This is a genomic window from Thiopseudomonas sp. SA1F2-1K, from assembly GCF_057443035.1.
Genome location: NZ_CM172014.1, coordinates 2,306,162 through 2,318,841, shown reverse-complemented (window position 1 = coordinate 2,318,841; position 12,680 = coordinate 2,306,162). Strand labels below are relative to the sequence as shown.

General features: G+C 47.9%; 11 protein-coding genes. 6 read left to right on the top strand and 5 right to left on the bottom strand.

Going from position 1 to position 12,680, the window contains the following annotated elements; genetic code table 11:
• Positions 1-48: 48 nt before the first annotated feature.
• The 4 genes from AC2T15_RS11290 to mutM are packed head-to-tail and all read right to left on the bottom strand — an operon-like array spanning position 49 to position 3,295.
• The gene (locus AC2T15_RS11290; RefSeq protein ID WP_053100705.1) at positions 49-843 is read right to left on the bottom strand and encodes a thymidylate synthase; all 795 of its coding nucleotides are present in this window, start codon (positions 841-843) and stop codon (positions 49-51) included.
• Positions 844-848: 5 nt separating this feature from the next.
• On the bottom strand, positions 849-1,667 hold the full coding sequence (gene lgt, locus AC2T15_RS11285) for a prolipoprotein diacylglyceryl transferase (protein WP_486778326.1): 819 nt from the start codon (positions 1,665-1,667) through the stop codon (positions 849-851).
• Positions 1,668-1,681: 14 nt separating this feature from the next.
• Complete coding sequence (locus AC2T15_RS11280; RefSeq protein ID WP_486778325.1) at positions 1,682-2,467, bottom strand: sulfite exporter TauE/SafE family protein; 786 nt, start codon at positions 2,465-2,467, stop codon at positions 1,682-1,684.
• 15 nt (positions 2,468-2,482) lie between these two features.
• On the bottom strand, positions 2,483-3,295 hold the full coding sequence (gene mutM, locus AC2T15_RS11275) for a bifunctional DNA-formamidopyrimidine glycosylase/DNA-(apurinic or apyrimidinic site) lyase (protein WP_486778324.1): 813 nt from the start codon (positions 3,293-3,295) through the stop codon (positions 2,483-2,485).
• Between the two features lie 149 nt (positions 3,296-3,444).
• Between mutM and AC2T15_RS11270 the strand changes: the two genes are divergently transcribed.
• Positions 3,445-4,797: an adenosylmethionine--8-amino-7-oxononanoate transaminase gene (locus tag AC2T15_RS11270; RefSeq protein ID WP_486778323.1), complete on the top strand. Its 1,353-nt coding sequence runs from the start codon at positions 3,445-3,447 to the stop codon at positions 4,795-4,797.
• A 66-nt stretch (positions 4,798-4,863) separates the two neighbouring features.
• Here the strand turns inward: AC2T15_RS11270 and AC2T15_RS11265 are convergent, their stop codons facing one another.
• Positions 4,864-6,402, bottom strand: a complete 1,539-nt coding sequence (locus AC2T15_RS11265; protein WP_486778322.1) for a YdgA family protein — start codon at positions 6,400-6,402, stop codon at positions 4,864-4,866.
• Between the two features lie 132 nt (positions 6,403-6,534).
• Between AC2T15_RS11265 and AC2T15_RS11260 the strand changes: the two genes are divergently transcribed.
• The 5 genes from AC2T15_RS11260 (at position 6,535) to AC2T15_RS11240 (ending at position 12,676) form a co-directional block, all read left to right on the top strand.
• A complete protein-coding gene (locus tag AC2T15_RS11260; protein WP_486778321.1) occupies positions 6,535-8,511 on the top strand; it encodes an esterase/lipase family protein in 1,977 nt (658 codons plus the stop codon).
• Positions 8,495-9,547, top strand: coding sequence for an Lnb N-terminal periplasmic domain-containing protein (locus tag AC2T15_RS11255; protein WP_486778320.1), 1,053 nt, complete (start codon positions 8,495-8,497; stop codon positions 9,545-9,547). The genes AC2T15_RS11260 and AC2T15_RS11255 overlap by 17 nt, the downstream gene beginning before the upstream one ends.
• 147 nt (positions 9,548-9,694) lie before the next feature.
• Positions 9,695-11,365 carry a carbon starvation CstA family protein gene (locus AC2T15_RS11250; protein WP_486778319.1) on the top strand — a complete coding sequence of 557 codons (1,671 nt, stop codon included), beginning with the start codon at positions 9,695-9,697 and terminating at the stop codon, positions 11,363-11,365.
• Positions 11,366-11,379: 14 nt separating this feature from the next.
• Positions 11,380-11,658, top strand: a complete 279-nt coding sequence (locus AC2T15_RS11245) for a cory-CC-star protein (RefSeq protein ID WP_173568165.1) — start codon at positions 11,380-11,382, stop codon at positions 11,656-11,658.
• A gap of 10 nt (positions 11,659-11,668) precedes the next feature.
• On the top strand, positions 11,669-12,676 hold the full coding sequence (locus AC2T15_RS11240) for an ArsA family ATPase (protein WP_286594204.1): 1,008 nt from the start codon (positions 11,669-11,671) through the stop codon (positions 12,674-12,676).
• The last annotated feature ends 4 nt before the right edge of the window (positions 12,677-12,680 follow it).

Sequence of the window (12,680 nt, the reverse complement as noted above, 5' to 3'; positions counted from 1 at the left end):
AAAATGCCCGACGCTGATCGGGCATTGTTTTGTCTGCAAGGTAATGAGTTAAACCGCTACGGTTGCCTTAATATGTGGATGCGCTTGATAGTTTTGCAGTTCAAAATCTTCAAACTTAAACTCAAAAATATCCGTTACTTCAGGGTTGATCTGCATCTGTGGCAAGGCATAAGGCGCGCGGGTCAGTTGTTCGTCGGCTTGCTCTAAGTGGTTACTGTAAAGGTGACAGTCACCGCCAGTCCAAATAAAATCGCCTAGTTGCAGGTTACACACTTGAGCGATCATCATGGTGAGTAGGGCGTAGCTGGCAATATTAAAAGGCACGCCTAAGAAGATATCGGCTGAGCGCTGATACAACTGACAACTTAGCTTGCCATCGGCGACATAGAACTGAAACAGCGCGTGGCAAGGTGGCAAAGCCATTTGATCGACTAGGGCCGGATTCCAAGCGCTGACGATTAAACGGCGTGAGTCGGGGTTAGTTTTGATCATTTCAATCAGTTTACTGATTTGATCAATTGACTCACCATTGGGCGCTGGCCAACTGCGCCATTGATAGCCATACACAGGGCCTAAATTACCTTGCTCATCGGCCCATTCGTCCCAAATCCGCACGCCATTTTCTTTTAAATAGCGAATGTTGGTATCGCCCTGCAAAAACCAGAGCAATTCATGAATGATTGATTTGAGATGGCATTTTTTAGTGGTGACAAGGGGGAAACCTTCAGCCAGGTTAAAGCGCATTTGATAGCCAAACACACTGTAAGTCCCTGTACCGGTGCGGTCTGCTTTAAAGGTGCCGTGCTCGCGTACATGACGCATTAAATCTAAATATTGTTTCATCGGACTCAGTTAATCTGTGTGTTAGCAAAAGTAGTGGTGTTGGGGCGTTTATTGTAGGCCCAGGTGATCAGTGCAAGACCGCCTAGAATCATTGGCAGGCACAGCACTTGGCCCATGGTTAGCCAGTCAAAAGCAAGGTAACCCAGCTGCTCATCGGGCACCCGAACAAACTCCACTGCAAAGCGGAAGATGCCGTAAAACAGTAAGAACATGCCAGACACAGCCATGGTTGGCCGAGGTTTACGGGAGAAGATCCATAAAATTAAGAACAGCGCCACGCCCTCTAAGGCAAATTGATACAGCTGCGAAGGATGGCGTGCCAGCTGACTGGGGTCAGTAGGAAAGATCATGCCGTACCAAGCATCGGTTGGCTTGCCCCAGAGTTCGGCGTTAATAAAGTTACCAATCCGTCCTGTACCAAGACCAAGTGGTACCACAGGGGCAATAAAGTCAGTCACTTGGAAAAACGTTTTATGCTGTTTGCGGCTAAACCAAATCACCGCTAAGAGCACGCCAATTAATCCGCCATGAAAGGACATGCCGCCTTTCCAGATTTGTAGTATCCGCATTGGCTCATTGATATAACTGGCTAAATCATAAAACAGTACATAGCCTAATCTGCCGCCAAGAATAACCCCCAGTGCGCAGGCGAAGACTAAATCGGAGAGTGTTTCTTTAGTCCAGCTAGGTTCAAATTGGTGCAAGCGGCGACCGGCTAAAAACCAGGCAGCGCCAATTCCAATTAAATACATTAAGCCATACCAGTGGATACTTAGGGGGCCAATGGCAATGGCGACTGGGTCAATATTGGGGAAAGTCAGCACAATTATTGCATCCTTTATAAAGTAAAAAAGCTAACGCCCACGCAGAGTAAAAACACCGCGAATAAACGTTTGAGTAACACCGGCGATAAGCGGTGTGCCAGCTGGGCGCCAACGCGGGCAAAAAACATAGAGGTGGCGGCAATTCCAACTAAAGCAGGTAAATAAATAAAGCCTAAACTCCAGTCAGGCAAGCTGGGATTATGCCAGCCGGTGGCGGCAAACATAAAGGCTCCGGCAGTGGCAATGGGTAGTCCGCACGCAGCGGAAGTGGCCACCGCTTGTTGCATAGGGACACTGCGCCAAACTAAGTAAGGCACAGTTAAAGAACCTCCACCAATGCCAAAAATTGCTGAAGCCCAACCAATGACGCCACCGGCGGTAGTTAATTCGGGGCTAGTAGGCGTACTGCCAGAGGCTTTGGGTTTGAGTTCTAAGGCCATCTGCAGAGCAATAATAATGGCAAATCCACCAATAATCTTCTGTAAAGTCGGGCCTTGAATATAAGCAGCGGTAATCGCACCTAAGGCCGAGCCGCCAATAACACCTAGCGCCAGCCATTTAAATAATTGCCAACGCACGGCGCCTTTTTTATGGTGAGCAATCACTGAATTAATTGAGGTAAAAATAATGCTGGCTAAGGAAGTGCCAACTGCCAAATGAGTCAGCACTTCAGTGGCAATGCCTTGGGCAGTAAAGCTAAATACCAGAGCAGGAACAATAATTAAGCCACCACCGACCCCACACAAGCCGGCTAATACCCCAGCGGCTGCACCCAGCAGTAGATATAACGCAAACTCCATAGCAGGTTCCTAGTCTTAACGTTGGCAGCGAGGGCAGTACACACTAGCACGTTGGCCCAATTTAATGTCTTTTAATAGGCTACCGCAGACTTTACAGGGTTGATCAGCGTGGCCATAGACAAATAGCTCTTGCTGAAAGTATCCTGGCTTACCATCGCCACCGACAAAGTCGCGTAAGGTGGTGCCACCGCGCTCAATGGCGTAGGCCAGTACCTTTTTAATTTCATCGGCCAGTTTATCGTAGCGCGCCCTGGAGATAGATTTGGCTTCGCGGCGAGGATCAATCCCTGCTTTAAATAACGCTTCGCTGGCATAAATATTACCCACACCCACCACTACGGCGTTATCCATAATAAAGGGTTTGACTGCCATACTGCGCTTGCGCGAGCAGTCAAATAAACGTTTACCATCAAACTCCGGTGACAGAGGTTCAGGGCCTAGTTTACTAAGTAACTGATGATTGAGTGGATCATGGGTCCAGAGCATTGCACCAAAACGACGTGGATCGGTATAACGCAGTGCTTGCCCTGATTCCAGCACAATATCCACATGGTCATGTTTTTCAGCTGGGGTATTTGCCGGCACCAAACGCAAGCTCCCTGACATGCCGAGATGGCATAATAAAGTGCCCACTTCTGCGTGGATCATTAAGTATTTTGCTCGGCGTTCAACCGCCAAAATGCTTTGTCCCGATAAACGAATATCCAAGTCTTCAGGAATCGGCCAGCGCAAGCGAGGATGACGCACAATCACTTGGATTACACGTTGGTTCAGCAGGTGCGGCTCAATGCCACGGCGGGTGGTTTCTACTTCGGGTAATTCAGGCATAAAAGTTGATCAATTCATTGAATAAAAAGTGACTGCAAAGTGAAGGCTCAGTATAGCGCTCGATCCTTCTTTGGTGGACTGATTGCTTGTTGTCTAGGTGACATCTGCTAGGCTATTCAGGTTTTTTTTGTTCCTTTTGGAGTACCGCAGTGAGTTCAAATAATCATTGGATGCAGCGCGATCTAGCCGTAGTTTGGCATCCTTGCACACAAATGAAAGATCACGAAACCTTGCCCTTAGTTCCGATTAAAAAAGCCCAGGGAATTTGGCTTGAGGACTTTGACGGTAACCGTTATCTGGATGCAGTGAGCTCTTGGTGGACGAATATTTTTGGGCATGCCAACCCACGGATTAATCAGCGCATTAAAGATCAGGTTGATCAATTAGAGCATCTGATGTTGGCAGGTTTTACCCATCAACCGGTGATCGAGCTATCAGAGCGTTTAGTGCAGATCACGCCCGCCGGTTTAGACAAAGTATTTTATGCCGATAATGGTTCGGCCAGTATTGAAGTGGCGCTGAAAATGAGCCATCACTACTGGTTAAATCTGGGTAAACCGGAGAAAAAACGTTTTGCTACCATTACCAATGGTTACCATGGCGAAACCTTAGGCACCATGTCGGTCAGTGACGTGGCCTTGTATACCGAGACTTACAAAGCCTTGTTATTTGATGCGATTAAAGTGCCCAGTCCTGACTGTTATCATCGTGCGCCGGGTGTCAGCTGGGAAGAGCACAGTCGTTTTATGTTTGAAGCCATGCGTCAAACCTTGGAGCAGCATCATCATGAACTATCGGCAGTCATTTTAGAGCCGTTAGTGCAAGGTGCTGGCGGCATGCGCATGTACCATCCGATTTATTTGACTCTGTTACGTCAAGCCTGTGATGAGTACGGTGTACATTTAATTGTCGATGAAATTGCCATGGGCTTTGGCCGCACCGGTAGTATGTTTGCCTGTGAGCAAGCAGGTATTACCCCAGACTTTATGGTGTTATCTAAAGCGCTAACCGGTGGTTACTTACCACTTGCGGCAGTGATGACGACCAATCAAATTTATGATGCGTTTTATGATAATTACGACTCGCTCAAGGCGTTCTTACATTCGCATACCTACACGGGTAACCCACTGGCCTGTGCTGCAGCGTTAGCTACGTTGGATATTTTTGCGCAAGACGATGTGATTGCTAAGAACCAGCAGCTGGCTCAGCACATGGCACAAGCTACTGCGCACTTACAGGATCATCCCCATGTCGCAGAAGTGCGTCAAACCGGTATGGTGTTGGCGATTGAAATGGTAAAAGATAAAGCCAATAAAACGCCGTTTGCTTGGCAAGAACGCCGGGGCATGAAGGTGTTTGAGTACGCGATGCAACAAGGGGCGTTATTACGCCCGCTGGGGAATGTGGTGTACTTTTTACCTCCTTATATCATTACCCCAGAGCAAATTGACTGGTTGGCTGAAGTGGCTACTGCCGGCATTGAGTTAGCCGTGAAAGACTAAATCACGCCTACAGTCGATCGCCTGTTACTTGTTACTTTAAGTGCAGCAACAGGCGATCATCTGCGGTTATTCTTGCTCTAGTGCCTCTATCTCGAAGGCTGGGGCGAATTCTTCTTGCTCTTCAGAGTCATACTCCTCAGCGTCTTGCTCATCCTCAGGGTAATCCTCATCTTCAAGCTCCCACTCAGACTCATCGTACTCTATTTCATGCGCTGAGAATTGAGAGCCGAGTAATTGGAATAACAAGGCTAACTCTTCTGGAACAATGGTTTGACCATTGAGTTGGGTGATGCCCTGTTTAAAACTCAGCGCTAGCTTTACCCGTTCGGCTTCTTGGGTAATAAGTCCTTCAGCACTGGCCTGCTCAATTAATAGGGGAAGTTGCTGCTGAAACTCGGCAAAGTCTTCGGCTTCCATCAAGGTAGCGGCCGCTTGATCCAGCATTGGCAGGGATAAATCTAGGCTTAACCCAACGTCTTGTAAAATTTCGCTGGCGGCTTGCTGGGGATCACCTAATACATCTAGTCCTTGGGGCGCAGCGAGGGTTAAATTAAAGCTTAGGGTTGATTCACCCGCCGCATTGCGCCAGCTAATAGGGGTTAAATGGAGTTCGGGGTTTTTATTGAGCAGTTCGAGCACTAAAAAACCGACCTTAGCTTGGGCAGCTATTTGTGCTTCAGGTGAGTCCTGCAAGCCTACTTTGGCGAGATCTAATAGCTCGCGATAAATTTTTTGGTCAAAGTTTTTACCATTAAAGCCAAGGGTAAACTGGCCAATGGACTGACCATCAATGAGTAACTCATGCAGTTGGTATTGGCCATTAAAGCTCAGCAGATGATCAGTGGCAGCGTCGGATTGCTTTAGGCTAAATTGCTTGAGCTGCACGCTTGACTGATCGCGCTGCACAATATCCGCCCCTTCTAGTAGGTACTCGAAAGCACTCGACTGAGTTGCGCCATTAAAGTCGGATAGATGGCCTTTTAGGCTTTGTTTAGCAAGGCGAAACGCTTGTGTTTCATCTGTCTGTGACTCAATGGTTAAGGGCTGAATTTCGCCACTTAGGGTGAAGTCACGCAGATTATTGCTGCTTTTAAGCTGGAGTTGAGCACCGGCAAAATCAACCTTATCGCCTTTGGCACTGGTGTGCTGGATGGCGATGACATTCAAGATGCTATCGGCATCTAAATTAAAGCTCAGTAAGGTGTCTAGCTGAAATGGTGATTGTTGTTGGGTGATCGCAAATAGCTCTTGGTAGTCGTCGGTTTTCGGTAGAGTAATAGAGGAGTGAGCTAAGCCAAATTGTGGTTTGCCCTGTAATAAACCCGGTATTGGCCCATGCTGAATTTGGTCATGTAAGTGTAGCGATTCATCACTGCCTGCTTGCTCAAAGTTAATACTGTAGCTGGCGGTTGAGCTAAAGATGCCGCGTTGATAGTCAGCAATTGCGATCTGTGGTGCTTCAACTCCAAAAAATTGGCGTAAATCCTGATTCGCATTTTGCACAATGGCGTAGGTGTTGTCTTCGTAACTTTTACCGAAGTACCAAGAAGCGCCAGTGTAAGCCAAGCCTACTGCGGCTATTACCGCTACTAATTTTTTACTCATCGTTCTGCCTCATTAAGAATGGCGCGCAGTATAAAACAAATTGATTTAGTCATTGGGAAAAATTGAATCTGGGCATGGATATTTAATCGCGGGCGGCGACTGTGTAAGCTATGCGCTATTTTCTTGGTATTCATGGCAGCGATAGCCGATACATATTTAGGTGAGCGAAATAGCATGGGGCAAGTGTCGGGTTATCGGTTAGTCCAGCTAATATTGCTGGGATTAACGCTGTATCTCACTGGTTGTGCTGGGGTAAAAGTGGCCTCGGTCAGTACCAGTGACTACATGGCAGCGCGCCGGGGAGATATTTTAACCACCGGCACCTTAAGTCCAGCCACAGGCAGTGTGCTACAGGTGGTTGGAATTGATGAAAGTCTGTGCAGTAAAGAAAATGCCCGTTGTCGCGATTTATTAGTGGCAACTGAGGCTTTGCATAGCGAGCAACGGCTAGCGGCTTTGTCAGAGCTGTGGTTACAAACCGCTATCGATCAAGAGAAAAACAAAAATACACAGCTGGCAGAGCGTATTGCGGCTTATATTGAGAGCGCTCGTTATGCCTATGCTTATTTATTTTTTACCCCAAGAAAACCCAGTCAGCGTGCACTCGAGGACCGTCAAGCACAAGTCCGCGATTATTATAATTATGCTACTCAGCAAGCAGTGACCTTGCTCTTTAAGCATCAAGATCAAGCCGATATTGATATTCAAGAAGCAAATGGCGTGTTTGTCATACGCTTGGCCAACTGGGAGATTCAAGGCAATTTAGCGGAGGTACGTTTAGCTTCTGGTGAGCAGGTACCTAATGAAGTCATTCCGGCTGCGGCTTTAACCTTTAAAGGTATTCGCAGCCAATACCGGCGAGATGGGCTGGGGGCAGAGTTGGTAGCGGTTACCGCCAAACGCGTGGTGACTAAAGCTACCGCTGACGAGGTGTTTAGTGAAACACCTTTTCCAGCATTGACAGTAATGTTGGATTTTGGCGGTGAAAACTTAGAGCAGGTGCTAAAAACCCAGCGGGTACAGATGTTGGGGTTTGACCCTTACAAAAAGGAAGATTTGCAGTTGGCGGGTGATCAGGTGCCTTTGGCTGCCAACTTTACCTCGGGCTATGGCCTCTGGTTAGCGCGCTCAGGTTTTGCCAGTCAGTCGTTATTAACCTTATTTGGTCGCGGTGAGGTTTTAGAGCGGCCCCACGTGTACTTAATGCAGCCCTATGATCCTAATCGACGGATTGTAATTATGCTGCATGGTTTAGCCAGTAGCCCTGAAGCCTGGATTAACGTGGCCAATGAAGTATTAGGCGATGAGCAGTTGCGGCAAAACTATCAAATTTGGCAGGTGTACTACCCGACCAATGCGCCGATTGCTTACAACAATGCCACTATTGCCGAAGCCCTTAAAACAACGCTAAAACATTTTGACCCTACGGGCACTGCGATTGCCTCTAATGAAGTGGTGTTATTAGGGCACAGCATGGGCGGGGTGTTATCCCGATTAATGGTTTCCAGCTCCGGTGACTTATTTTGGCAGGCCTTTACCGAGCGGTTTAAGATGAGCTCAGCCCGTCAGCGCAAGGTGCGTGAGCAATTAAAACCTTATGCTTGGTTTGAACCGTTACCCGGTGTTAGTCGTGCGATCTTTGTTGCCGCACCCCATCGCGGCACCCCCTTTGCGGAAAACCGAGTAGCACGTTGGGCGGCTAATATTATTGAACTACCGGCCAGTATGTTGGCCCGATTTGGTGAGGTGGCGCAGCTATTGTTAGATCCCAGCTCAGCTTCTGGTGAGGCGTTAACCCGACCGCTGAATAGCATTGCTAATCTAAGTGATCAGGATCCTTTTGTGCACTTAGCCGCAGACTTACCCATTAGTCCCAAGGTGAAGTATCACTCAATCATGGGCAATGATACGCCCAAAGTTTCTCTTGATGAGTCCAGTGATGGGGTAGTGCCTTATAAGAGTGCCCATCTTCCTGGGGCTGTATCCGAGCTGATTATTCCCTCGTGGCATAGTGTGCAAGAAACTCCCGAGGCAATTGTCGAAATTCGCCGAATTTTACATCAGCATTTAGCAGAAATAAGTCGGGCATCCCATGCAGCAACTCCTTAATAGTATTCAGTCAGATCAACGACCGGCACGTTCGGCGTGGGCTAAACTTGGCCTAGGCATGCTTACGCTCTGCTTATTGGTAGCGACTCTGTGGGGCAACTTAGCGCTGTATTATCAGGCACCGAAACCTGCTTTATGGATGGCGGTGTGGAGTTTATTAGCCTTAAGCTGCGCGGTGCTGCTTTGGGTTATAGGGGCAACACAGGGCGTTATAGCGTATCTCGTCTTACATGGTTGTTTACTGGTGTGGTGGAATACGCTGGAGCCATCAAATGAACATATTTGGGCCGATGATTTGGCCCAGATGACCCACGGTGAGGTGCAGGGTAGTCGGGTTACCCTGCATAATGTGCGTAACTTTAACTGGAAGAGCGAAACCGAGTATGAACCCCGTTGGGAAACACGGCAGTATGATTTAACCCAACTGCAATCGGTCGATATGATTACTTCGCACTGGGGGATGCAGTCGATAGCTCATGTACTGGTGTCCTTTGGCTTTAGTGATGGTCAATTTGTGACCTTTACTGTGGAGATCCGTAAGAAACAAGGCCAGAGCTTTTCTGAAATTGGTGGTTTTTTTAAAGACTTTGAGCTGAGTATTATGGCTACCGATGAGCGCGATGCAATTGGCGTACGGCCCAATGTGCGAGGTGAGGATAGCTATCTTTATCGCTTAGAAATGCCGCAAGAGCTCATGCAGCAACTGTTTTTAGCCTACATTAATCAGGCCAATGATTTAGTTGAACAGCCTCGTTTTTATAACACCATCACTGCCAACTGCACCACCATCGTCTTTGACATGATGCGCCATATCACTGGTCGTAGTTTGCCGTTAGATCCTCGCTTATTGCTTACGGGGTATTTGCCAAGTTATGTGCAAGAGCAAGGTGGGTTAGTACCTGATTATCCTTTATCTGTGCTGACCGAGCGTGGACGCATTACCGAGCGCTCCAAACAAGCTGCAGAGGCTAGCAATTATTCACAGAAAATACGTGATGGCGTGCCAGGCTGGAGTCAGCGTTTGTCTCAGGATTAAGTGTTTTGAGGTAATGTAAATTGCTTGGTTGAATTAACAGTAAAGCTCGAGGTGTTACTTAAGTCGTGATTGACACTGCGTTTAGCTATTCGTTACAAGAGTTTTCTAAATGCGATTCTCTTGTAATCACGCAGAAGGAATTTCACTATGAGCGCGATTTATCTAATGTTATTTGGATTAATCGCAATGAGCCTTGGATACTTTGTGTATTCAAAGTTTATTGCTGAGAAAATCTTTAAACTTGATAAAAATTTTCAAACTCCTGCCCACACCATGGAAGATGGTGTGGATTATGTCCCGACTAATAAATACGTGCTATGGGGTCACCACTTTACTTCGGTAGCTGGAGCAGCGCCGATTGTGGGGCCTGCGATTGCGGTGATTTGGGGCTGGTTGCCGGCGTTTTTATGGGTGGTATTTGGCACCATTTTCTTTGCCGGCGTGCACGATATGGGGGCAATCTGGGCCAGCGTACGTAATCGGGCTAAATCGGTCGGCGCCTTAACCGGCGATGTCGTAGGTAAGCGGGCACGCTTATTGTTTATGGTAGTGATTTTCCTCGTCTTATTAATGGTGAACGGCGTATTTGGCGTAGTTATCGCCAAGCTGCTGATTAATAATCCAGGCTCAGTAGTGCCGGTATGGGGTGCGATTGCGGTAGCCATCGTGATTGGTCAAGCCATTTATCGCTTTAAGTGGAACTTACCCTTAGTTTCGCTGCTTGGAGTGATTGCGCTCTATGGCTTGATCTATATGGGGCCGCAGATGCCAGTTACCCTACCAGATAAGTTTATGGGGCTTTCTGCCAGTGCTAACTGGATTTTGTTACTGTTTGCTTATGCGGCGATTGCTTCATTACTGCCTGTTTGGGTGTTATTACAACCTCGTGATTATATTAACGGTTTACAGTTATTTGTTGGCTTGATCTTATTGTATGCCGCTGTACTGATTGGTAATCCAACCGTTGTGGCGCCTGCGATCAATACCGAACTGCCTATGAGTACGCCATCGCTGGTGCCCCTATTGTTTGTCACCATTGCTTGTGGCGCTATTTCCGGCTTCCACGGATTAGTCGCTTCAGGTACCTCTTCTAAGCAATTAAACAAAGAAATCGATGGCCGCTTTGTCGGCTACTTTGGTGCGGTAGGTGAAGGCGCATTAGCTTTGGCCGCAATCATTGCGGCTTGTGCTGGTTTTGCCAGCTTAGCCGACTGGCAGGCGGTGTATTCAGCCTTTGGTCAGGGCGGTATTGAAGCCTTTGTGCAGGGTGGCGCGACTATTTTAGAAAATGGCACCGGAATCAGTGCAGAGGTTTCAGCCACGATGCTTACGGTGATGGCAGCACTCTTTGCCGGCACCACCATGGATACGGGGTTGCGTTTACAGCGTTATATCTTCCAAGAGTGGGGCGAAATCTATCAAGTAAAATGGATGAGCAAAGCCCTTCCAGCGACTGCTTTATCGGTGGGTTCTTGCTTGGTTTTAGCCTTTGGTGCCGGCGGGGCTGATGGCAGTGGTGGTTTACTGATTTGGCCATTATTTGGTACCACCAACCAATTATTAGCCGGATTAACCTTGCTGATTATTGCGGTAATGCTGGTGCGCCGTAAAACGCCGGCAATCTATGTGGTTATTCCGTTGATCTTTATTCTGACTATGGGGCTGTTAGCGCTGTTAATTCAGTTGCGTGGCTTCTATGAGAAGGCCGACTGGTTCTTATTTGGTCTTGATCTAGTGGTATTGGTGGCTGCCGTGCTGGTGACTTTAGAGTGTGTGTCGGCTTTACGTCGAGAAAAGAAACAGGTGCAAGCTTCTTGAAGCAGCCAAATTCTATGCAGCTTAAAGTAGCTGCCTTTAAGCAATGGTATAAAAAAGTTAGCGAGGCAGGAGCGTTGTATTACAACGCTCCCTATCGCGCAGCGATTGCCAGAGCTAAGCGCGATGAAGATGACTTATTTATGCTGCTGGTGTTCTCTGAAATGATGGGTATTCCGAACCCTGCCTCTTGGTACACTTTAGAATTACAGCCGTTATTGCTTGAGCGTTTTCACGACTGGCATGTGCGCATGGGTATGCCACGTTCGCCGTTAGATCAATTTCGTTGCTGTTAATGGATGCTTGATGAAACTACAGCTAATCCCGTTATTAATGACTAAACGCGTTTTAATGTGCGGCGGGAAGGGCGGTGTGGGTAAAACCACATTGTCCTGTGCGCTTGCGATTAAAGCGGCAACCCTTGGCCGCAACACCTTGTTGGTATCAACTGACCCCGCCCACAGTCTGGCCGATGCCTTTGGCTTAACAATTGGAGCTAAGGAAACCTCAGTTCAGCCTAATTTAACGGTATTAGAGCTAGATCCAGATACTGAGGTGGAGGCTTATTTACAGCGAGTGTTGGGGCAAATGCGCCAATACGTAGGCCCTGATAAAGTAGGTGAGCTTGAGCGTCAGCTACGGTTAACTCGGCATTCGCCCGGAGCCCAAGAAGCTGCGTTATTAGAGCGAGTGGCGCAGTTATTAGATGAAGGTTTGCAGCGTTTTGACTTAATTGTGTTTGACACTGCACCTACTGGCCATACCTTACGTTTATTGAGCCTGCCGGAGGTGATGGCGGTATGGACTGAAGGTTTGCTCAAACATAATAAGCGCTCAGAACACCTTAGTTCTGTGCTATCGCACCTGACGCCTGGGCGCAGTGTGGATAATCCTTTGGCTGATCCTAGTCAGCATGCGGTTGAGGGCTTAGATTCTAAGCAGCAACAACTGTTGAGTACCTTACACGCACGGCAGTCATTATTTCAGCGCACCCGTCGCATTTTATCGGATGCTGAGCAAGCCGCCTTTTTGTTTGTGTTAACGCCTGAAAAATTACCACTACTTGAAACGGAGCGAGCGGTTGATTCGCTGCAGCACAGCCATATTCCGGTAGCAGGGTTATTGATCAATCGAGTAATGCCAGCGGCCGCTGCAGATAATAGTTTCTGGCAGGCACGACTTGAGCAGCAGGCGACTTATTTGGCAGATATTCAACAACGTTTAGGCAAGCTACCGCAGCAGCAGATTGCCTTACAGGCACAAGATATTCAGGGGTTAAGCGGACTACAGCAGCTAGCTGAGCAGCTACTGTAGTGAC